This is a genomic window from Synechococcus sp. TAK9802 (assembly GCF_014279535.1).
Lineage (GTDB): Bacteria > Cyanobacteriota > Cyanobacteriia > PCC-6307 > Cyanobiaceae > Parasynechococcus.
The window spans coordinates 2,168,803-2,190,394 of the sequence record NZ_CP047937.1 but is presented as its reverse complement, the minus strand read 5'-3'; the positions used below and the strand labels follow the sequence as shown (position 1 = coordinate 2,190,394).

Here is a 21,592-nt window from a genome sequence, read left to right as displayed (position 1 = left end):
AACCAGCGCTCATCAGAGTTCTCGACGAGCCAGGGCTGAGGAGAATTTTTCACAGGATGGGGAGTGAGGCTTCCTTTTCCACCTCTTCACAGCGGGTGGAAAACAAGCGCGATAAGCGGGCGGATAGTTCGCGCTTGTTTTCCACAGCGTGTTGGGATGGTTTTCGGGCGTCTTCCGCAGCCGCTTTGTCGGTTGGTTTTGTCTTACGGCCATAAAAAAGCCCCCTGACGGGGGCAGAAGTGCGTTGATGCAAGGCGGTGTGTCAGAAGCCCATCACACTGGCGACGGTGCCCAGATCGGGATTGAGGTCGGTGTGGAAGGCGGCATCGTTGTTGCTGATGGCGCAGTCGGGATCCTTGAGGCCGTTGCCGGTCAGAACGCAGACCACCGTGGCGCCGGCTGGCACTTCATCTTTGCGCTTGAGCAGGCCTGCCACAGAGGCAGCGCTGGCGGGTTCACAGAAGATTCCCTCCTGGCCGCCTAGAAGCTTGTAGGCCGCGATGATTTCCGCGTCGGTCACATCCAGGAACGCACCATTGCTGGCTTCGCGTGCTGCCAGGGCTTTGGCTCGGTTGACCGGGTTGCCAATGCGGATGGCGGTGGCGATGGTTTCGGGGTCCGTCACCGTTGTGTTGTTCACCAGAGGGGCGGATCCGCTGGCCTGGAATCCCATCATTCGGGGCAGGCTGCGGCTTCTGCCGGCCTGTTGATATTCCTGGAAACCCATCCAATAGGCGGTGATGTTTCCGGCGTTGCCCATGGGAATGCACAGCCAGTCGGGTGCATCACCGAGGGCATCCACGATTTCGAAGGCCGCCGTTTTCTGACCCTGCAGCCGGTAGGGATTCACCGAGTTCACGAGGGTGACGGGATACTTTTCTGCCGCTTCGCGAACGATGTCGAGGGCGCGGTCGAAGTTGCCGCGGATCGCCAACACCTCAGCGCCGTACACCAACGCCTGAGCCAGTTTTCCCTGGGCGACATAGCCATCCGGGATCAAGACGAAGGCACGCATCCCACCCCGTCTGGCATAGGCCGCAGCCGCAGCACTGGTGTTGCCCGTGCTGGCACAAATCACCGCTTCACAACCGGCTTCCTTGGCTTTGCTGATGGCCATGGTCATGCCCCGGTCCTTGAAGGACCCCGTGGGGTTCAGGCCGTCGTATTTCACGAACACTTTCACGCCCTTGCCGATCTGTTCCGCAACCGATGGCATGGGGATCAGAGGGGTCGCGCCTTCACGCAGGCTGATCACGGGTGTTGCATCGCTGACGGGCAGCCAGCTGCGATAGGCCTCAATCAGTCCAGGCCAGTCCTGCATCACAGGGGTGGCAGTGAAACGCCGACGGAGGTTCTGAAACAGGGACACCGGCTGGGATGGGGGGATTGCCGGAATCTAGGCGGCGTCCGTTCAGGGCTTGGTCAGGGTTGCGCTTCCTTCAATCCGTCCAAGGGGGAGTCGGAGAAAAACTGCACCAGACCGGCGATGGATTCCGCTTTTTCGATCACTCCAAACAGAGCCGGAAGATTCACCGCCATGACGGCATTGGGGTAGCCCTTCAAAAAGCTCACTGCCGTGAGGCCATCTTCGCTCTGCAATCCACTGATCACTCCGGCGCGGATCGCCGGAACACTCACCTCAGGTTCCGGTGTGTAGATCGGATGAATGATGCGTGCAACACGACGCAGGATGGCCTCACCGATCCGTGTGTTGATCAGACGGCTTGTGAGCACCAGGGGAAGCTCAAGGCTCTGGTTGAGCATCTGCGCCACCTCGTTGGGGTCCTGCCCCGAGAGCTCAAGCAGATCCTCCAGCAGACCAGTGGCATCTCTGGTTTCGGCGAGGTGTTCGATTTCTTTCACTGGAATGGAGCGGCGGAAGGCACCACTCACCAGGGCGACCTCCGTGGCGGCATGCAGAGGTTGCATGACGCAGCTCCAACTCAGCCCAAGCCCTGCCGCCATGGCCAGCAGTGAGGAACGGGTGAAGGGCTTGGGGAGCATCACGCTGAAGGTGTTGGCCGGAAGTTAGGCCGGAACTCCAGCAGCGACCCGCACCAGGCGGACAACTCCCCGTTCGGCCAGCCCCTGAGCCACCTTGAAGCCCATGCGCCGGGTGTCTGGTTCATTGAGCACCCTTGGCATGCGACGCAGGAGAAGCTCGGGCGTGAATCCCGGCAAGGATTGCAACACTTGGATCAACTCCCGCACCGGCTCCAGTTGCATCAGTGGATCGGAGAGCCCGGGAGGTGTCTGGGCAAGGGCGGAGGGTTGCAGTCGTTTGGGGAGGCGTCGACCCAGCCGTTGCATCGTCGACCAACCCAGAGCATCCAGCCGATCAACTGTGGCGGTCACCAGTTGATCCCGTAGCAGTCCTGCCTTGGGTGAAAAGAGGAAGTCGAGTAGTTGATCGAGCAAGGCCTCCAGATCCAGCTGTGCCTGGCTTGCAGCGCTGGACACCAGATTTTCCAGACGGGTCCAACGGAACGCGTCCCCGTCGAACAGCATCTCCTTAAGGCTCTGACGCAACTGGGGATCGGGATCCTCCATCAGCCGCCTGGCGAAGTAGGGGTAGGCAGCACCGAGGATCTTGAAGTTCGGATCGACACTCAGTGCGATGCCCTCCAGGGTGACCAGTGATCGAATGATCAGGGCGTAATAAGGCGGCACCCGGAAGGGGAATTTGTACATCACACCGGACATGTCGTCGGTGACCGCTTTGAAATCCATGCGGTTGACGCCGGCTTCCAAGGCCTGGCTGAAGACCTTTTCAAAGGCGGGAACAATCGGTTCCAGGTTCACGTCTTCCGCCAGGAAACCCAGGGTGACGAAGTCTTTGGAGAGTTTCCCGAAGTTCCGGTTCACCAGATGGACAACCGCCTGAATCAAGCCGGTGCGTGACTCGCGGCTCACTTCGCTCATCATCCCGAAGTCGAGATAACAGAGGCGACCGTCCTCCAGAGCCAGGAGATTGCCGGGGTGGGGGTCGGCATGGAAGAAGCCATGCTCCAGCAACTGTTGAAGGCTGCAGTTCACGCCCACTTCCACCATGTCGTCCGGGTCCACACCGAGCTCGCGAACCGCATCAAGGTTGGTGAGCTTGACGCCGTCGATCCACTCCATCGTCAGCACCCGGCGGCTGGTGGCGTTGCGATAGATCGTCGGAACAGCGATGCGAGGGTTGTGTTGATGCAGCTCAGCGAAGGTCTCAGCGTTCGAGGCCTCGTTGAGGTAATCCATCTCCTCGAACACCCGTCGCCCCAGTTCATCGATCAGGGCGACGAGGTCGCTGCGGATCAATCCGATGTTGCTGTTCAACCAGGCGGCGATGTTGCGCACGATGTATAGATCCAGGGTGATCTGTTCGCGTAGCCCCGGGCGCTGCACTTTCACCGCCACCCTTGCGCCACCCTTGAGGGTTCCCTTGTGCACCTGACCCAAGGAGGCGGCTGAGATCGGTTCCCGGTCCAGCTGCTCGAAAATGTCATCCACCGGTGCGCCCAGGTCCTCTTCGATGCAGGCCATGGCCAGGCCGCTGTCGAAGCCGGGCAGTTGGTCCTGGAGCTGGGCCAGTTCTTCCAGCAGAAGCGGGGGGACGATGTCCGGTCGGGTGGAGAGCGCCTGGCCGGCCTTGATGAAGGCGGGACCAAGATCTACAAGAAGTTCAGCGCATTCGCGAGCTCGAGCCCGGGCCCGTTCCTCATCCTTCAACAACTGGAAGATCCAGTCGAAGGCGACGCCCAGCAGCAACAGGCCGATGGGTACGAGGGTTTGCCAGAGCCGGCGGATCAGCCGCTGGGGATGGCCGGCATAAATACGTGTGATGGCGGCGGGGTCGTACTCGAGCAACCCAGCGGCTTCGATGAAATCCCCGAGCTCCTGAGCCATCAATTCATCGGGATGTCCGACACCCCTTCTAAACGAACCGAGCTGCCGCTACGGTCGGCATCATCACAGGGCTGGACGTGCTCACCGGTCTGCTGCTGCAGAACATCGCTCTGATTGAGAGTCTTGAACTGGAGTTCAGCTCAGGTTTCACGGTGCTCACCGGTGAGACCGGCGCCGGTAAATCGATCCTTCTTGATGCTCTCGATGCGGTGCTGGGTGGAGCGCAGGGTTCCAGCGGCGTTCGTCTGCTGCGGACGGGTTCTGATCGCGCCAGGATCGAGGCTGCGTTTCAACTCAACCCAGCCCTGGAGCAGTGGTTGATTGCGGCGGAGTTTGATCCCGAAGAAGAGCTTCTGATCAGCCGGGAATGGAAGCGGCAGGAGGGTGATCGTTATTCCAGTCGCTGTCGGCTGAATGGCAGCACGGTGAATCGTCAGCAGTTGCTTGAGCTCAGGCCGCTGTTGATTGATCTCACGGTTCAGGGACAGACCCAGCTGTTGTCGCGGGCGGGGCAGCAACGGCTCTGGCTTGACCGTCTCGGTGGATCTGCATTGGCTGAGCTCAAAGTTCAGGTGGCTGATGCCTGGACCGAATGGCGCCAGGCTGCAGATGCCCTGACGGCACTTGAGCAGGAGCAGCAGCGCTCCGAACAGGAGCAGGCTGAACAGGAAGAGCAGCTGGAGCAGCTGCAAGCTGCCGATCTCGAGGACCCCGACGAGCAGCAGCGGCTGGAACAGGATCAAGACCGCCTCGTCCATGGCGTGAGGCTGCTGGAGGGTTTGGCCTTGCTGTTTGGGCGTCTCCGCGACGGTGTGGATCAGGCGCCTTCCCTGCAAGATCATTTCGCGGCGTGCATCCAGGAGCTGCAGGCCATGGCGCAGCTGGATGGTTCGCTTGAGCCCCTGCGTGATCAGGCGCTGGATCTCGAAGCAGGTGTGGACGGTTTGTTGCGCTCCCTGGATCAATACGGCCTGGCGCTGGAGAGCGATCCAGACCAGCTGGAGCGGATTCAGGAGCGTCTGTCGGTTTTAAAACGGCTGCAGCGGCGTTATGGCCTTGATCTGGCCGGTTTGATTCAGCGGCGCGACGAGCTGCTGCATCGTTTGGGATCGGAAGGCTTCGCGGCGGATCTCGCCCGCCTGCAACAGGCCGAGACCGTCCGTCGCCAGACGCGTGATCAGGCCAATGCGGCTCTGCGTCGCGAGCGGTTTAAGGCGGCGGAGGCCTTAGGAGCCTCGTTGCTGAAGCTGTTGCCACCCATGGGCCTGGCCAACGTGCGCTTCAAGGTGGATCTCACCCCCTGTGATCCGGCTGAGCATGGGGCGGACGCTGTTCAATTCCTGTTCTCCGCCAATCCCGGCCAACCGATGGCACCACTAACGGAGGTTGCGTCCGGCGGTGAGATGTCTCGTTTTCTGCTCGCGCTCAAGACCACCCTTGCCGCTGTGGATGGCTCCAGCACGCTGCTGTTCGATGAGATTGACGCTGGCGTCAGTGGACGCGTCAGTGGAGCGATGGCCGATCTGCTTCAGACCCTGGCCTGTCAGCGTCAGGTGTTCTGCGTCACCCACCAACCGCTCGTGGCGGCAGTGGCCGATCACCATTTCCGAGTGAGCAAGCATGTGGAAGACGGCATCACCCATTCGCGAGTGTCCCGACTGCGGGACACTCTGGAACGCCGCCAGGAGCTGGCAGACCTCGCTGGTGGCGATCAGGCTGATGCCTATGCAGCGAGCCTGCTGGACCAGCGAACAGCTTGAAGGCTTCGGTTCTTCCTAAGCTCTTGAGCTTTCCAACGGGTCCTGATGGCGCGAGCTGCTGCCAAGATCGCTGACTCAGCTGGCCCGCTGGCGACTCAGGACGATGTGATTCGAGTGAGGGGTGCGCGGCAGCACAACCTCAAGAACGTCGACGTCACAATTCCCCGCAACAAGCTGGTGGTGTTCACCGGGGTGAGTGGCAGTGGCAAGAGTTCACTTGCCTTCGACACGATCTTTGCCGAGGGACAGCGCCGCTACGTCGAAAGTCTTTCGGCCTATGCCCGCCAGTTTCTGGGGCAGGTGGACAAGCCCGATGTCGATGCCATCGAGGGCCTGTCTCCGGCGATTTCGATTGATCAGAAATCCACCAGTCACAATCCCCGTTCCACGGTGGGCACGGTCACGGAAATTCAGGACTATCTCCGTCTGCTGTTCGGCCGTGCCGGCGAGCCCCACTGCCCCAAGTGTGGCCGTTCGATCAAGCCGCAGAGCATCGACGAAATGGTCGATCAGATTCTGCTGTTGTCGGAGGGAACCCGTTATCAGCTGTTGGCGCCGGTGGTGCGCGGCAAGAAGGGCACCCACACCAAGTTGATCAGTGGTTTGGCGGCGGAAGGTTTCGCCCGGGTGCGCATCAACGGTGAGGTGCGCGAGCTGGCCGACAACATTGAGCTCGACAAGAACCACAGCCACAACATTGAGGTGGTGGTGGATCGTCTTGTGGCCCGTGAGGGGATCCAGGAACGGCTGACTGATTCGTTGCGCACGGCCCTCAAACGCGGTGATGGTCTGGCCTTGGTGGAGGTGGTGCCCAAGAAGGGGGAGGAGCTTCCCGAAGGCGTTGAGCGGGAGCGTCTCTACTCCGAGAACTTCGCCTGCCCCGTGCACGGCGCTGTGATGGAAGAGCTGTCACCGCGACTGTTTTCGTTCAACAGCCCTTACGGCGCCTGTGAGGCATGCCATGGCATTGGCCATCTGCGCAAGTTCACCGTGGATCGGGTCATTCCGGACCCAACGCAGCCGGTGTATTCCGCGGTGGCGCCTTGGGCAGAGAAGGACAACAGTTACTACTTCTCCCTGCTGTATTCAGTGGGTGAGGCCTTCGGCTTTGAGATCAAGACCCCATGGAATGAACTCACGGATGAACAGCGGGATGTGCTGCTCAACGGAAGTCGCGAACCGATTCTGATCCAGGCCGACAGCCGTTATCGCAAGGGCCAAGGCGGATACACCCGGCCCTTTGAAGGCATTCTTCCGATCCTCGAGCGGCAGCTCCGCGATGCCAGTGGTGAAGCCCAGCGCCAGAAGTTAGAGAAGTATCTCGAGCTGGTTCCCTGTGAAGCCTGTGGCGGACAGCGGCTTCGTCCCGAAGCCTTGGCGGTGAAAGTGGGGCCGTACCGGATTCCAGAACTTACGGCCGTCAGCGTCGGTCAGACCCTGGAACGGATCGAAAAATTGATGGGTGTGGGCGCCCATGAGGGTTCAGAGCCCCTGCTGAATGCCCGTCAGATCCAGATCGGTGATCTGGTGCTCAGGGAAATCCGCCTGCGTTTGAAATTCCTGCTTGATGTTGGTCTCGACTACCTGAGCCTGGATCGACCGGCGATGACGCTTTCCGGCGGTGAAGCCCAGCGCATCCGTCTGGCCACTCAGATCGGTGCTGGTCTTACCGGCGTGCTCTATGTGCTGGATGAGCCGAGCATCGGCCTGCATCAGCGGGACAACGACCGTCTCCTGAACACTCTGGTGCGGCTCAGGGATCTCGGAAACACCCTGGTGGTGGTGGAACATGATGAAGACACCATCCGTGCTGCTGATCACGTGGTGGACATCGGCCCTGGTGCCGGCGTCCATGGGGGCCACATCGTTGCGGAGGGCAGTTTCGATGACCTGGTGGCGAGCAGCGAATCGCTCACCGGCGCTTACCTGAGTGGTCGTCGCTCGATTCCAACGCCGGCTGAACGCCGCCAGAGCGGTTCGCGCTCACTCAAGTTGATCGATTGCAACCGCAACAACCTCAAGAACGTTTCGGTTGAGTTCCCCTTGGGTCGGTTGGTGTCCGTCACAGGGGTGAGCGGCAGCGGCAAGAGCACCCTGGTGAATGAGCTCCTGCATCCCGCCCTGGAGAACGGCCTGGGTCTGAAGGTGCCTTTTCCGCAGGGTCTGGGGGAGCTGCGGGGGTTGAAGTCGATCGACAAGGTGATCGTGATCGACCAGAGCCCGATTGGACGCACGCCCCGCTCCAATCCAGCCACCTACACCGGTGCCTTTGATCCGATCCGTCAGGTGTTTGCCGCCACGGTGGAGGCCAAAGCCCGCGGTTACCAGGTGGGTCAGTTCAGCTTCAACGTGAAGGGTGGCCGCTGTGAGGCTTGCCGTGGTCAGGGCGTGAACGTGATTGAGATGAACTTCCTGCCGGATGTGTACGTCCAGTGCGACGTTTGCAAGGGCGCCCGCTTCAACCGCGAAACCCTGCAGGTGAAATACAAGGGCCACACCATCGCGGATGTGCTGCAAATGACGGTGGAGCAGGCCGCTGAGGTGTTTGATGCGATTCCTCAGGCGGCCGATCGCTTGCGCACCTTGGTGGATGTGGGCCTGGGATACGTGAAGCTCGGGCAGCCGGCGCCAACCCTCTCGGGGGGTGAGGCCCAGCGGGTGAAGCTCGCAACGGAGCTGTCACGGCGGGCCACTGGCAAGACCCTTTATTTGATTGATGAGCCCACCACTGGCCTCAGCTTCTACGACGTGCACAAGCTGATGGATGTGATGCAGCGGTTGGTGGACAAGGGCAATTCGATCATCTGCATCGAGCACAACCTTGATGTGATCCGTTGCAGCGACTGGATCATTGATCTCGGCCCCGAAGGCGGTGACAAGGGTGGCGAGATCCTGGTCACCGGCACTCCAGAAGAGGTCGCCCAGCACCCCACCAGTCACACCGGCCGCTACCTGGCTCGGGTTTTGGAGCAGCATCCACCAGAACTTCCCGTTTCCCTCGCGGCTTGATGGCCCGACTTCGCACCCACCTGGCGGCTCTGGCGTTTGGCATGTCACTGGCCCTTGGTGGGGGCCCAGCTTCAGCCTTGGAGCGGTTCGTGTTGCGTCTGTCGTTTCTGGAGACGGAGATCACGATCAACTTCGCTGACGGTGAGTCGGCTGAACAATTGATTCAGGCCAGTCCGGATCTGCAGGATCTGGAACTGGTCAGTGGTGGCAAATTGTTGCCGCTGCTGCGCCAGGTGTTCCTGACGCCGCTGCCCCTGGAGACCAAGGCCCTGCTGGCGGGATCGACCGGTCAGCCGCTGCTGGAGCAGGCCCTCCATGCGGCGACGCAGGTGGTGGATCTTGAGGGGGTGGAGCTCGACGACAGCGGGCGGATGCTGACCGAGGCCCTGATTCGCGCTGAACGCCGGGGGCAACCCAACATTCTTGGCTTTTTGAGGGAGCTGCCGGGAGAGCAGGCGTCGATCGATTTATCCCGCCTCGCTGAGGTGGCCAACCGGCTGAAAAACAACCTTGAGGAGGGGGTTGCCTTGGCCCGTTCCGTCGAGGCCGCATCCGAGACGGCTGCTCTGCGGGAGCCTCTGCGGCCCACTTGGTCCCGTGAGGTTGTTCAGGTTCCCGTGCCCCATCGGCCCAAACCCCTGCGGGTTCTCAAGCTTCAGCCTGTAGTCCCTGGGAATGGTCGTTTGGTGGTGATCTCCCATGGGCTCTGGGACGATCCGGAGTCGTTTGAAGGTTGGGGTGAGGTGCTGGCTGCCCATGGCTACACCGTGCTGCTGCCAGACCACCCCGGCAGTGATTTCAATCAGCAGAAGGCGATGCTCGCTGGTGATGCGCCGCCGCCGGGGCCTGAAGAGTTGCGGCTTCGGCCCCTGGATGTGTCCGCTTTGTTGGATGCCACCAGTTCAGGGCGTCTTCTGCCTGGGGCCAGGTTGAACACCGAGGCCGTTGCGTTGGTGGGTCACTCCTGGGGAGCCACCACGACGCTTCAGCTGGCTGGTGGGCTCCCCACCGATCGACAACTCAAAGCCCGTTGCAGTGACCTCAAGGATCCGGAGCGCAACATCAGCTGGGTGCTCCAATGCAGTTGGCTCTCGGGGGTGAACCAAGCCGCTGTTGCTGACCCAAGGGTCAAGGCTGTTGTGGCCGTCAGCCCGCCCTTGCGTCTGTTGTTCGACGGCAGTCGCCTGGAGAGCCTTCCAGCCAAGTTGCTGCTGATCAGCGGTACCCGCGATTGGGTGGTGCCTTCGGGTCCCGAAGCGATCGCTCCGATGCGTGAGACCAAGGCCGCGCGCTTGGGTCACCGCTTGGTGTTGGTGCAGGGGGCAGACCACTTCAGCCTTCGCAGTTTTCGCGGTGAGCCGTCCCCGGCACGGCTTGGGCCGGTCATCCTTGGCTGGATCAACGAGCAGCTTGAGGTGGATGGCTCCACCTTCTCTGAGGGTGGTTGGGGTGACGAGCAGGGCAGCCTTGTTGATGTCAGCGCCCGCCTCTGACGTTGCTGGCTTGTTACAACAAGCCAAGCCTTTGACTGTTGTCCCCACGGCTCAGATCCATTGCACGACAACACAACTCAGCTTTCTTGCTCGGTTTGATTTGCAGGTCTTCTAAGGTTTTTTTCATTTTTTACCCCTTCTTCCGCCTCTAAAGAAAAAACAACGGCACCGAATCTGCGTCCCGTTGTTGTTTGTGAGTGGAGCGAATGGGGATCCGGTTGTTGCATCTGCACCTTCACGGTCTGTTTCGTTCCCATGAGCTCGAACTGGGGCGGGACGCTGATACCGGTGGCCAGACGTTGTATGTGCTGGAGCTCGTGCGCAGCCTGGCGCAGCGGGCGGAGGTGGAGCAGGTGGATGTGGTCACCCGGCTGATTCAGGACCGTCGTGTCGATCTCGATTACAGCCAACGGGTCGAAGCCATTGCTCCAGGCGCCCGCATTCTGCGCTTCCCCTTTGGTCCGAAGCGGTATCTGCGCAAGGAGTTGCTTTGGCCCCATCTCGAGGAGCTGGCTGATCAGCTGGTGGAACATCTGAGCCAGCCCGGTCAGAGGGTGGATTGGATTCATGCCCATTACGCCGATGCCGGTTTGGTGGGTGCTTTGGTCAGTCAGCGGTTGGGGATTCCGCTTGTTTTTACGGGTCATTCCCTCGGCCGGGAGAAACAGCGTCGACTCCTGGCTGGTGGCTTGGATCGCTCTCAACTTGAGCAGACCTATGCCATCAGCCGGCGCATTGACGCCGAAGAGCGTGCTCTGGCCCAGGCGGATCTGGTGATCACCAGCACCCGTCAGGAGGCGGATCAGCAGTACTGCCGCTACGGCCACTTTCAGGCGGATCAGGCGGCGGTGGTGCCCCCTGGCGTTGATGCTTCCCGGTTCCATCCCCACGGTTCATCGCAGGAATGCTCTGCGTTGCAAAGCCTGTTGCAGCCTTTCCTCAGGGAGCCGGATCGTCCGCCCCTGCTGGCGATTTCCCGCGCGGTGCGGCGCAAGAACATTCCCGCTCTGGTGGAAGCCTTTGGTCAGTCGCCGGTGCTGCGGCAGCGTCACAACCTGGTGCTTGTGCTGGGCTGTCGGGATGACCCGCGTGAGCTCGAGAAGCAGCAGCGCGATGTGCTCCAGCAGGTGTTCGATCTGGTGGATCGCTTTGATCTCTATGGCCAGGTGGCCTATCCAAAACAACACAGCCGTGCCCAGATTCCTGCCCTCTACCGCTGGGCGGCGCGCCGTGGGGGGCTGTTTGTGAACCCGGCGTTGACCGAACCCTTCGGGCTCACCCTTCTGGAGGCCGCGGCCTGTGGTTTGCCGATGGTGGCCACCGACGATGGCGGTCCACGGGACATCCAACACCGTTGCGACAACGGTCTTCTGGCGGACGTCACCGATCCCGGGGCACTTCAGGAGGCCCTGGAATTGGCCGGCAGTGATCGCTCCCGTTGGCGCCGTTGGAGTGACAACGGGGTTGAGGCCATCAGTCGGCACTTCAGCTGGGATGCCCATGTGTGTCAGTACCTCGCCCTGATGCAGCAGAAAGTTCGCGTGTCACCTGTGCGCGGAATGTCGGTGGTGCGGCGGCCCAGCCCCGTCTCCAGGCTGTTGGCGCTCGATCTCGACAGCTGCTTGGAGCTGCCGGAGGAACGCTCCCTAGCGCATCTGCGCGATCGGCTTCAGGCCGAACCCTTCGCTGCGTCGACAGGCTTGGTGATTCTCACGGGGCGGTCGCTGGATCAGGCGCGTCAGCGCTACCAGGAGTTGCACCTTCCCGACCCCAAGGCCTGGATCTGCAGGGCTGGAACCGAGATTCACCACAGCTCGGATCGCGCGGAAGATCCCGTGTGGGCGAAGCGCATCAGCCAAGCCTGGGATCGCGAGGCTGTTCTTGCAGCGATGGGGCAACTCCAGGAACACCTTCAACTTCAGGACCCGGATCATCAGAGTCCCTTCAAGGTCAGCTACCTGTTGCGCGCTTCCAACCGCGGCCTGATTGGTTTGGCCCGTCAGTGCCTACGCCGCCATGGTCTGCAGGCGGAACCCCAGCTCCGTTGCCATTGGTTCCTGGATGTTCTTCCCCAGCGCGCGTCCCGCAGTGAGGCCATCCGTTTTCTGGCCCAGTTCTGGCAGCTCCCCCTGCAGCAGGTTCTGGTGGTGGCCAGTCAGCAGGGGGATGGAGAGTTGCTGGATGGTTTGCCCGCCACGGTGGTTCCTGCGGATCACGATCCCTGCCTGTTGGGCCAACGGACCCAGCAGCGGGTGTACGTCTCGAAACGCCCCAGTGTTGGAGCCGTGCTGGATGGCTTAACCCACTACCGGTTTTCAGGCAGCCGTTGATCCTGGAATCACGGTCACACAGGCGGCTGCCCTGTCGGCCTTGGCTTGTGCTTCCTTCCGATCTCCTCCCCTTGCCAGGGCCACACCCATCCGTCGACCGGGGCGGGCTGTGGGCTTGCCGAACAGCAGCAATTGAGTGTCAGCTTCCGTGAGTGCTTGTTCGACTCCTTCAAAAGCGACGGAGTCCATGTTCGTTTGGGCCAGGATCACGCGGCTCGCGGCCGCATCAGCTGTCGTGATGGTGGGGATCGGCAGACCGAGAACAGCGCGCAGGTGCAGTTCGAACTCGCTCAGGTTCTGGCTGATCAGGGTGACCAGGCCTGTGTCGTGCGGCCGGGGCGACAGTTCAGAAAAAATCACCTCATCGCCACAGAGGAAAAATTCCACCCCGAAGAGGCCGGCACCGCCCAGGTTGTCGGTGACGGTTTTGGCCATGGCCTGGGCCTGACGCAGTTGTTGGTCGGTGAGTTGAGCCGGCTGCCAGCTGCATTGATAGTCCCCTCCTTCCTGTTCGTGGCCGATCGGCGCACAGAACAGGGTTTCGCCATTGCGCTGACGGATGGTGAGCAGGGTGATCTCCAGATCGAAATGGAGAAATTCCTCCACGATCACCTGGGTTGAGGTGCCCCGTGCACCGGCCATGGCGGCCTCCCAGGCCTTGGCCAGATCGTCTGCACAGGTCACCACGCTCTGGCCTTTGCCGGAGGAACTCATCACCGGTTTCACCACGACGGGCCAGCCCAGTGGTTCCGCCACGGCTGTGAGTTCTTCAGCACTGGAGGCATAGGCGAACCGGGCGGTGCGGAGACCGAGTTCGCCGGCCGCCAGGTCGCGGATGCGGTCTCGGTTCATCGTGACGGCCGTCGCGCGGGCCGTTGGAATCACGGTGATTCCTTCTTGTTCGAGTTCCGCCAGGGCATGAACGGCGAGTGCTTCGATCTCCGGGATCACCACATCGGGTTGGTGGCGCCTGACCACCTCCAGCAAGGCATCGGCATCGGTCATCGGCAGCACTTCGGCCACGTCAGCCACCTGCATGGCCGGGGCACCGGCGTAGCGATCACAGGCGATCACCCGGCAGCCCAGCCGTTGGGCAGCAATGGCCACCTCCTTGCCCAGCTCCCCGCTGCCCAGCAGCATCACGGTGCGTGGAAACGAAGGCATGGTGATCCTTGAACGGCCTGCCTGCATCATCAATCAACGCAAGTCCTGAGACTTTCCGCAGCCTGGGGTGCAGCTCCCGATGTCTCGCTAGGTCAAGGATGAGTTCTTGATTGAGTCCAGTGCTTCGGGCGACGTTGTTGGCGGTTCTCGCTGGAGCCTGTCTCCAGCTCGGGCCGGTTCAGTCCAGGCCTGCGGATCCCATTCCACCGGTTGCCCCCTGGCTCAGTGATGCGGAGGCACTGGCCTTGCTGCCTGCTGCTGTTCGTTCCCGTTCCACGAAGCAGCTGGTGCTTCATCGTTCCAGCCGTCAGCTGATCCTGCTGGAGCAGGGGCAGCTTCGTTTGCGTGTGCCTGCTGCTGTCGGCACGGAAGGCTGGGAAACGCCTCTCGGCGAGCATCGGGTGCTGTTCAAAGCGGTGGATCCCGTCTGGCGGCATCCCGGCACCGGTGCTCTTGTGCCCCCCGGAGGCCGCAACCCCCTGGGATCGCGCTGGATTGCTTTCTATCAGGACTGCTCCAATCCCGGTGGTTGGGATGGCGAGAAGGTGGTGCAGGTCCAGGGCTGCTCCCACGTCGGCTTGCACGGCACGCCCCACCGTTGGACGGTCGGACGGGCCGTTTCGCATGGTTGCGTTCGCCTGTATGACGAACACATCCGCAGGGTGTTTGATCTTGTGGATGTGGGGACTCCGGTAGTGGTCCTGCCCTGATGGTTGTGTCGTGACAGACCGAGGCACAAAAAAGAGTCATGAAAAAAGCCCTGGGTGGACCCAGGGCGTGGTGGACGTGTTTTGTCGTTAGATCACCAGAGTCCCTGAACGGGAGCAGCGGGAGCCGGCTCGGGTGCCTTGGCGGTGTAGGCCTGGATGCAGGCTGGGGTGTTCATGTACCAGCTGAGCAGCGAGGTGTCCTTTTGGAAATCACCTTGCACTTCGGCATTGCAGACCTTCATGGCACCCTGCAGGCGCTGATCGGTCGGCAGCTTGGCCATCATGCCGTAGCTGGAGAGCTTGCCATCTTCAGCATCGAGAATGATGGCGCTGCGAACGGCCTGCAGATCGTTCTGCTGGCTGTAATACGGGTGATAGTTGCCATTGATGCTTTCCTTGAGGAAAGCCTCACCTTCGGTGGAATAGAGGAAGCGAGTGACGTCAGCAACGTCGACCTCGTACTGCTTCTCCAGACCCACCTCGAGTTCTTCGCGGGTCCAACCGGACAGGTCACTCAGATCCTGAGGAACGGGATTGGAAACCTCCTTCTTGCCACCGATGGGCAATAGCACGTTGGACCGAACGAAACCGTTGGTGACGGTGCGGGCGGTTTGTTTGGGGGCGGCGAAGCTGGGGAGGCCAGCGGCGGCGACCATCAGGCCGGCACCGGTGAACAGAAGTGCTCTGCGCATGAGCTGCAGTTGATTTGCCTTCGAACCGTCGCCAGGCCATCGCGGCAGTGGCCCAGAACCACAGGGTTTTTTTCCTTTTAAGAGAGCGTTAAAGAAAAACGGTAATGCTGTCTTTCCTCTCGCGGAAGGGACCGTGTCTTAAGGTTCTCTTCCGATTCTCGTTTTGATTATTTGCTGGGTCTGTTTGCCGCGTTGCTTGTGCCGATGTCGGGTGTGGTGACCCAAGGTGTCGAACAGGACCATCCAGCCTTGGACATTTCCTGTCGTGTGGGTCGCCCTGTGCGTGCCGCCCATGACGGGGTTGGTCGGAGTCGCTGGACAGCCACCCACGGATGGACGTTTCATCTGGCTGGGGCAGGCGTCAAGACGCGTTACAGCCATCTCAACACTGGTGCTCCACCAGGCTCCTATGACCGCGGCTAGATCATTGGTCTTTGCGGCAACACGGGCCGGTGGTCGACCGGTCCTCATCTCCACTTCGAAGCAGAACCCCTGCATCTCCTGGACGTGCTTGAGAGCCCCAGCGCAGAGCAGCTGAAATCGATGGAGCAATCGCCTCAATGGCGTCAGCGCTCGGTGGAAGCGAGCCGCTGAGGGCTCAGTTCGAATCGGTGCTGCTCTGACGGCGCACTTCGCCGATCAGCCACACGCCCATGAATCCAAGCGACGACACACCGAAATAGATCAGCACCCACCGCAGAACCCGGTCAGGATCCGCAGCGGCGTTGGCGAGCAGCTCAGCGGTTTTGGCAAGCAGGTTGTCCATCAGTTTTCAAGATCGGGGATCAGCGTGAGTTGGCGGACCGGTGATTCTTCGCTGACGAAACCCCAGGCTTCAAACACGGTGGGATCGGGATGCGTGATGCGCTGTTCCGTTCCGTGGCGCTCCAGTTGGAACCCTTCACTCGACATGCGTCGCATCAAACTGGCCGACTCCTCAAAGCGGGCAGCCATCGCCTCGAGGCTTGAGCAGTCAGCTGTGAGACCGGATTCACGCCAGGTGAAGTAGGTCATCCTGCCTTGCCACCTGAAAACAGGACTTTAGGGGATATCAACAATCCCCTGGCCACCGGCTATGCCGTTTAGGCCTCCATTCAAAGAGACACAGTGATGTGGTCAATCAAAAAGCTTGAAAATGTCGGTCATTCTTTTCTGTATGAGAGCCATTTTTAAGAAGGTATTGACTTTCTGCGCTACGCAACCAAGTTCAATTTCGTTGTCGATCTCAAGCAACTGCATCCTTCAGCTCACTTCAAAATGATGGTCCTCAGGATTGGATCAAATGATCGACGCTCAGGGACGCAGCATCAGTCCGAGGAGGACAAGCCCTGCTGTGACCAGCCAGAACGCGGGCACCACGCTTCGTTCATTGGTGCCGCCCAGCTCAAAGTGGTGATGCAGCGGCGCCATGCGGAACACGCGTCGCCCCTGACCATCAGGTCCTTTCGTGGCCTTGAACACCCAAACCTGGATGATCACGGAGAGGGATTCGGCGACGAAGACGCCTCCCATCACCAGCAGGGGCCAGAGGCTGTTGGACAACAGAGCCACACCGCTGAGGGCGGCTCCCATCGCCAGGGACCCTGTGTCGCCCATGAAGGCCCGAGCTGGGTTTCGGTTATGTACCAGAAACCCAAGCCATGCCCCGGCCATGGTCATGCAGAAGCCAGCCAAGGCGGGATCTCCGTTGTCTCCCCTGAGCATCAGTTGAAGTGCCAGACCGGTAAACACCAGTGCTCCGCAGCCGCTGGCCAAGCCATCCAGGCCATCGGTGAGGTTGGTGGCGTTGCTCTCCGCCAGAACGACAAACAGCCCCAGCGGCCAGATCAGAAGACCTAGGGGCAGTTCAAGGCCAAAGGGCAGGGCAATGCTGCTGCTGATCCAGCCCTGCCAGGCAGCGATGGCCAGAAAGGTTGCGGCTGCCATGGCTTGCAGCAGCAATTTTCCTCGCGCCGTCAGGCCAGCATTGGTGTGTTTGGTGAGGCTGCTCCAGTCATCGATGCCGCCGATCAGCATGAACGCCAGGGTCAGGGCTGCCAGGCTGAGCAGTTGTTGTGACGCCACGGCGTCCCGTGTGATCAGGCTCCCGAGAATGACCCCGACGGGAACCACCAGAAGGCCCCCCATCGTTGGCGTTCCCGCCTTGCTCTGATGGGCTTTGGGGCCTTCCTCACGGATGAATTGCCCCATCTTCAAGCGCCGCAGAAGGGGAATGCCCAAGGCTGCAGTCGCTGTTGCGCAGACCGCTGAAATCAAGAGCGGCAGGCTCAGTTGCGCATTGGTGATCCACTTGTCGGCTGCAAAGCTGGTCATCAAGACCACCAGCATCAGCAAGCTGGCACTTAATGAGCCGTTCTCCCACCAAGGACGGTGGTTCGAATCCGTGGATTGCAAAGTTGCACTGGACTGATCGCTGGGACCCTAGGTGAGTCACTCAGTGGCGACCAGTCAGTGCTTGGGGGACGTCAGTCCTCCCACTGCTCCTCGTTTTGCTCGTCATCCTTGTTGTAATCCTCTTTCTCACCCATGAGCGCGGAGAGTTCTTCCTCTTCGACGGTGCTCACCTCAGGTGAACCGGATTCTTCGTCGGCAACGAGACGGCCGCTGGTTTCCAGCCAAGACAGAAGGTCAGGCTCCTCACGCAGGGGCAGCACGGGTGCAGGGTCGCGGCGCCCGTAGCGGGTGAGGGACGGGTTGACGCTGTCCAGGGCGTTTGAATCAACCAGAGCGCTCATGCAGGGAGGGACGCGGGCCAATCAACCAAGATAGACCATGTGCTGTTTTTGACGCTCCACTGAACAAATCTGCGCTGCTCATTCTTCTGTGGGGTCTGGCCCTGATCATCAGCTCTGGTCTGCATTGGTGGGGTTTGCAGCGGCCTGAACCGTTGCAGACCTCCTGGACCCTGGCGCTGCTGCTGGTGTTTGTCCCCGCTGCGGCGTTGGCTGCATGGTTGCTTGCGGCTTCTCCACAGGTGGCGGCCGGCGAGACGAGAGAATCAGACGATTGTGATCAGGAGACCCATTGATGGGCCGCGCCAAGAAGGTGGTACTCGCCTATTCCGGGGGGGTTGATACCAGTGTCTGCATCCCATACCTCAAGCAGGAATGGGGTGTTGAGGATGTGATCACCTTTGCCGCTGATCTCGGCCAGGGCGATGAGCTGGAGCCGATTCGTCAGAAAGCGCTGGATGCCGGTGCTAGTCAGTCGCTGGTGGGAGATCTGATCGAGCCCTTCATCAAGGATTTCGCTTTTCCGGCGATTCGTGCCAACGCCCTCTACGAAGGCCGTTACCCCCTCTCCACAGCCCTGGCGAGGCCTTTGATCGCGAAGCGCCTGGTGGAGGTGGCCCGGGAGGTGGGTGCCGATGCTGTCGCCCATGGATGCACAGGAAAGGGCAATGATCAGGTACGTTTCGATGTGGCCATCGCTGCGTTGGCACCGGACCTCAAGGTGCTCACCCCAGCTCGTGAGTGGGGCATGAGCCGTGAGGAGACCATCGCCTATGGCGAACGCTTTGGTCTGCCCGCACCGGTGAGCAAGAAGTCGCCTTACTCGATCGATCTCAATCTGCTGGGCCGCAGCATTGAGGCCGGACCTCTCGAAGACCCGATGGTGGCTCCGCCGGAGGAGGTGTTTGCGATGACGCGATCGGTGGAGGCGGCTCCGGATGCCTCTGAAGAGATCGAGATTGCCTTTGAAGCAGGCAATCCTGTGGCGATCAACGGTCAGCAGCTGGACCCGGTGGCCTTGATTCGTGAAGCCAACCGCTTGGCGGGCACCCATGGCATCGGTCGTCTCGACATGATCGAGAACCGTGTGGTGGGGATCAAATCCCGGGAGATTTACGAAACGCCCGGCCTTTTGCTGTTGATTCAGGCCCACCAGGAACTGGAAAGCCTGACCCTGGCCGCTGATGTGCTGCGCAGCAAGCGGCAGTTGGAAATGCAGTGGGCCGATCTCGTCTACCAGGGCCTTTGGTATGGCCCTCTCAAGGATGCTCTGGACGGCTTCATGGACCGCACCCAGACCACCGTCAATGGTGTCGTTCGTCTCCGGCTGCACAAAGGAACGGCCACGGTCACCGGCCGCGGTTCAGCCGACAGCAGCCTGTACGTCCCCGAAATGGCGTCCTACGGCAGTGAGGATCAGTTCGATCACCGCGCTGCAGAGGGCTTCATTTACGTCTGGGGTCTGCCGACCCGCCTCTGGTCAGCATCCCAGCGCCGTTCAAGCTGAGCGCTGCCGCTTCTGCAGGAAGTTGAGAAGCCTCAGACCCGGAAAACGCACAACGTTGTCCGGGTCTGAGCTTCCAGGCAGGGCTGGCTGAGGCCGTTCGATCTGGTCTTGATCAACCTGTTCAGCCAGTAGTTGATAACGCTCCATCAACGGCTCAAGCCGCTGTTGGAAACGTCGTTCAAAGACGTCCGGCAGTTCGGCCAGAAGCTCGTTGTAGGAGTCGATCTCGCCCTCGAGCTCGGAAATTCGTTGTTTCAGCAACCGAATCAATTCAGCGTCGCCATGACGCTCGTTACAAACAGGTTCGGGTGGCTGAGGTTGGTCGTGTTTCGAATCCATGGGTGGACGGTATCGCCCACCCACGAATCCAACAATGCTGATCAGTCAGCTGATGCAGCGGCTTCGGCTTGTTGCTGTTGAGCTGCTTCGCTGCCCGGCATCACCCGGGGTGCGGGAAGAGGACCTTCCTGCTTCACGGTCAGGTAGCGGATCACGTCCTCACTCAGGCGCATTGCCTTCTCGAGAACAGCAACGTGCTGGCCATCTCCGTTGTGGCTCAGTTGCACGTAAATGCCTTCCTTGTGCTTTGCAATCGGATAGGCCAGACGGCGCTTGCCACGCATTTGGTTGTCCAGCACATCGGCACCAGCTTCCACGAGCATGTCGCGGTACTTGGTGAGATGGCTTTCAACTTCCTCCTCCGGAATGTCCGGACGAAGGATGTACATGGTTTCGTAATACGGATCGTGCGTCATGGGCAGCACCGAAGGGGCATCAGGCTCACCGAAGTGGGCGACGGATCCAACACCATATCCCCTGGCGTGCCCCCGAAGCTTCAGTAGAGCTGCATGCGTACGGCCTGGCTGATGCCGGGCAGATCCGGTTCGCGACCGCGCCAGCACTCCACCAGGGCGAACAGAAGGATCGCCAGCACCGCCACCACAACCGTGCTGGACAGGGTGCTCAGCAGCAGGCTGCCTCCGGCAATCGGTTGGAGAAGGATCCCAAACGCGAAGCTCAGCACAACGATGACGATGTCGGTGAGCAGGGCCTGCAGGGTGTTGAAGCGCAGGAAGTAGGGAACGGCCGGATTCCGCACCACCGCAAGAAACAGCACGAAGAACAGCAGCAGGCCACCGAAGGGAACCCCCCGATCCAATTGGATTAGCGGCACTGCAGGAACGATCAGCAGCCTCAGCAACGGGATCTGGTTGAACACACCGTCAGCCCCGAGGCCAAAGGGAATGGCGTCACTCCAGGGGAGCAGGTACACCAGCGGTGCAAGAAGCCGCTGCCAGAGGGGAATCTGCACGGTGGAGCTAGGGATTGTTGGGACCTTAGGTCGCAAGAGCAGTGGCGGCGGCGCTGCGCATCGCCGCGACAGGAACGTCGTCGCGTCCACTCCAGAGCCGCAGCGAGGCAGCGCCCTGCTGCACCAGCATCTCGAGACCATCAATGCAGCGGTGGCCTCGTTGTTGCCCAGCGGCGATCCAGCTGGTGGGCCTTGGTGTGTAGATCAGGTCGTACAGCACCGATTCTCCGTTCAGGTTTGTCCAGAGCTCGGCCCCCAGTGGCATCGCCTCGGGGTCACCGTGCTGGGCCATGCCCACCGGGGTGGTGTTCACCACGAGAGCCGCTTGAGCCAGGCTCTCGTTGAGCTGAACGGCGTTGTTGAGACAGGCTGTCAGGGGGGCGTGGCTCTGCTGCAGATCAGTGATGAAGGCTTGCAGTGCCTCGCTGCGCCGTCCCACAACGGTGATGCTGCTGAGGTTCAGGGTCTGCAGACCGGCGACCACGGCTCGAGCTGATCCGCCGCAGCCGATCACCACGGCATGGCGTCCTGCCCAGGCGTCGTTGGCACCGAGGGGCGCCAGAAAGCCTTCCACATCGGTGTTGGTGCCGAACCAGCCACCGCCCGCTCCTGGAATCAGGGTGTTGACGGCACCGAGCCGTTTTGCCAGCGGGCTCAGCTCCTCGCAGAGCTCGGCGATGGCTTGTTTGTGGGGGATGGTGACGTTGAGGCCCTGGCAGTCAACGGCCCTGAGACCCTTCAGCACTTCATCAAGGTTTTCGCTTGTGCAGGGCATGGCCAGGTAGCGCCAGTTGAGCCCCATGCTTCCGATGGCGGCGTTCTGCATCACCGGCGAAAGCGAGTGGCGCACTGGATTGCCAAGCAGGCCCACAAGGCTGGTGTCGCCGTTGATCATTTCCAGGGCCGGATTGCTCCACCAGCCTGCCTGTTCGGGAACCACACCTCGCCTGTCACCGGGTCTGCTGTGGAGGATGAGCCCATTCAAATCACCATTT

At 61.0% G+C, this 21,592-nt stretch carries 21 protein-coding genes; 8 read left to right on the top strand and 13 right to left on the bottom strand.

Annotated elements, in window-relative coordinates; translation table 11 throughout:
• Positions 1-262: 262 nt before the first annotated feature.
• The 3 genes from thrC to SynTAK9802_RS12445 form a co-directional block, all read right to left on the bottom strand.
• Positions 263-1,321 carry a threonine synthase gene (gene thrC, locus SynTAK9802_RS12455; protein ID WP_186498245.1) on the bottom strand — a complete coding sequence of 353 codons (1,059 nt, stop codon included), beginning with the start codon at positions 1,319-1,321 and terminating at the stop codon, positions 263-265.
• Positions 1,322-1,422: 101 nt separating this feature from the next.
• On the bottom strand, positions 1,423-1,929 hold the full coding sequence (locus tag SynTAK9802_RS12450) for an alpha/beta hydrolase (protein WP_255487781.1): 507 nt from the start codon (positions 1,927-1,929) through the stop codon (positions 1,423-1,425).
• 99 nt (positions 1,930-2,028) lie between these two features.
• Positions 2,029-3,888, bottom strand: a complete 1,860-nt coding sequence (locus SynTAK9802_RS12445; RefSeq protein WP_186496574.1) for an AarF/ABC1/UbiB kinase family protein — start codon at positions 3,886-3,888, stop codon at positions 2,029-2,031.
• A gap of 77 nt (positions 3,889-3,965) precedes the next feature.
• Between SynTAK9802_RS12445 and recN the strand changes: the two genes are divergently transcribed.
• From recN to SynTAK9802_RS12425, 4 genes are all read left to right on the top strand, one after another.
• Positions 3,966-5,648, top strand: a complete 1,683-nt coding sequence (recN, locus tag SynTAK9802_RS12440) for a DNA repair protein RecN (protein WP_186496572.1) — start codon at positions 3,966-3,968, stop codon at positions 5,646-5,648.
• Positions 5,649-5,693: 45 nt separating this feature from the next.
• A complete protein-coding gene (uvrA, locus tag SynTAK9802_RS12435; protein ID WP_186496570.1) occupies positions 5,694-8,657 on the top strand; it encodes an excinuclease ABC subunit UvrA in 2,964 nt (987 codons plus the stop codon).
• Complete coding sequence (locus SynTAK9802_RS12430; RefSeq protein WP_186496568.1) at positions 8,657-10,150, top strand: alpha/beta fold hydrolase; 1,494 nt, start codon at positions 8,657-8,659, stop codon at positions 10,148-10,150. Before uvrA ends, SynTAK9802_RS12430 begins: the two co-directional genes overlap by 1 nt.
• Before the next feature lie 206 nt (positions 10,151-10,356).
• Entirely contained in the window at positions 10,357-12,480 is a 2,124-nt protein-coding gene (locus SynTAK9802_RS12425) for an HAD family hydrolase (RefSeq protein ID WP_186496566.1), read from the top strand.
• Here the strand turns inward: SynTAK9802_RS12425 and purT are convergent.
• Positions 12,466-13,644: a formate-dependent phosphoribosylglycinamide formyltransferase gene (gene purT, locus SynTAK9802_RS12420; protein WP_186496564.1), complete on the bottom strand. Its 1,179-nt coding sequence runs from the start codon at positions 13,642-13,644 to the stop codon at positions 12,466-12,468. The genes SynTAK9802_RS12425 and purT overlap by 15 nt on opposite strands.
• Positions 13,645-13,763: 119 nt before the next feature.
• On the opposite strand from purT, the gene SynTAK9802_RS12415 reads away from it, so the two are divergent.
• A complete protein-coding gene (locus tag SynTAK9802_RS12415) occupies positions 13,764-14,354 on the top strand; it encodes a L,D-transpeptidase (RefSeq protein WP_370586399.1) in 591 nt (196 codons plus the stop codon).
• Between the two features lie 92 nt (positions 14,355-14,446).
• On the opposite strand, the gene SynTAK9802_RS12410 is transcribed toward SynTAK9802_RS12415, so the two are convergent.
• Positions 14,447-15,046 carry an alpha/beta hydrolase gene (locus tag SynTAK9802_RS12410; protein ID WP_186496560.1) on the bottom strand — a complete coding sequence of 200 codons (600 nt, stop codon included), beginning with the start codon at positions 15,044-15,046 and terminating at the stop codon, positions 14,447-14,449.
• 171 nt (positions 15,047-15,217) lie between these two features.
• Here SynTAK9802_RS12410 and SynTAK9802_RS12705 point away from each other — a divergent pair, with 171 nt between their 5' ends.
• Positions 15,218-15,469 (top strand): M23 family metallopeptidase, encoded by a 252-nt coding sequence (locus SynTAK9802_RS12705; protein WP_255487779.1) that lies wholly within the window; start codon positions 15,218-15,220, stop codon positions 15,467-15,469.
• 175 nt (positions 15,470-15,644) lie between these two features.
• Here SynTAK9802_RS12705 and SynTAK9802_RS12400 read toward each other — a convergent pair whose 3' ends face one another.
• From SynTAK9802_RS12400 to SynTAK9802_RS12385, 4 genes are all read right to left on the bottom strand, one after another.
• Positions 15,645-15,812, bottom strand: coding sequence for a hypothetical protein (locus SynTAK9802_RS12400; protein ID WP_006851462.1), 168 nt, complete (start codon positions 15,810-15,812; stop codon positions 15,645-15,647).
• Positions 15,812-16,060, bottom strand: a complete 249-nt coding sequence (locus tag SynTAK9802_RS12395; RefSeq protein WP_186496559.1) for a hypothetical protein — start codon at positions 16,058-16,060, stop codon at positions 15,812-15,814. Before SynTAK9802_RS12395 ends, SynTAK9802_RS12400 begins: the two co-directional genes overlap by 1 nt.
• Before the next feature lie 279 nt (positions 16,061-16,339).
• Positions 16,340-17,374, bottom strand: a complete 1,035-nt coding sequence (gene mraY / locus SynTAK9802_RS12390) for a phospho-N-acetylmuramoyl-pentapeptide-transferase (protein ID WP_255487778.1) — start codon at positions 17,372-17,374, stop codon at positions 16,340-16,342.
• Positions 17,375-17,511: 137 nt separating this feature from the next.
• A complete protein-coding gene (locus tag SynTAK9802_RS12385; RefSeq protein ID WP_114988803.1) occupies positions 17,512-17,781 on the bottom strand; it encodes a DUF3134 domain-containing protein in 270 nt (89 codons plus the stop codon).
• Positions 17,782-17,933: 152 nt separating this feature from the next.
• On the opposite strand from SynTAK9802_RS12385, the gene SynTAK9802_RS12380 reads away from it, so the two are divergent.
• Positions 17,934-18,074, top strand: a complete 141-nt coding sequence (locus SynTAK9802_RS12380) for a hypothetical protein (protein ID WP_170950881.1) — start codon at positions 17,934-17,936, stop codon at positions 18,072-18,074.
• Positions 18,074-19,285: an argininosuccinate synthase gene (locus tag SynTAK9802_RS12375; RefSeq protein WP_186496557.1), complete on the top strand. Its 1,212-nt coding sequence runs from the start codon at positions 18,074-18,076 to the stop codon at positions 19,283-19,285. The genes SynTAK9802_RS12380 and SynTAK9802_RS12375 overlap by 1 nt, the downstream gene beginning before the upstream one ends.
• On the opposite strand, the gene SynTAK9802_RS12370 is transcribed toward SynTAK9802_RS12375, so the two are convergent.
• The 4 genes from SynTAK9802_RS12370 to SynTAK9802_RS12355 form a co-directional block, all read right to left on the bottom strand.
• Entirely contained in the window at positions 19,277-19,555 is a 279-nt protein-coding gene (locus tag SynTAK9802_RS12370; protein WP_255487777.1) for a hypothetical protein, read from the bottom strand. The genes SynTAK9802_RS12375 and SynTAK9802_RS12370 overlap by 9 nt on opposite strands.
• A gap of 110 nt (positions 19,556-19,665) precedes the next feature.
• On the bottom strand, positions 19,666-20,040 hold the full coding sequence (rpsF, locus tag SynTAK9802_RS12365) for a 30S ribosomal protein S6 (protein WP_114988800.1): 375 nt from the start codon (positions 20,038-20,040) through the stop codon (positions 19,666-19,668).
• 80 nt (positions 20,041-20,120) lie between these two features.
• Positions 20,121-20,633, bottom strand: coding sequence for a Tic20 family protein (locus SynTAK9802_RS12360; RefSeq protein ID WP_255446152.1), 513 nt, complete (start codon positions 20,631-20,633; stop codon positions 20,121-20,123).
• Positions 20,623-21,492, bottom strand: a complete 870-nt coding sequence (locus SynTAK9802_RS12355; RefSeq protein WP_186498244.1) for a shikimate dehydrogenase — start codon at positions 21,490-21,492, stop codon at positions 20,623-20,625. The genes SynTAK9802_RS12360 and SynTAK9802_RS12355 overlap by 11 nt, the downstream gene beginning before the upstream one ends.
• Between the last annotated feature and the right edge of the window lie 100 nt (positions 21,493-21,592).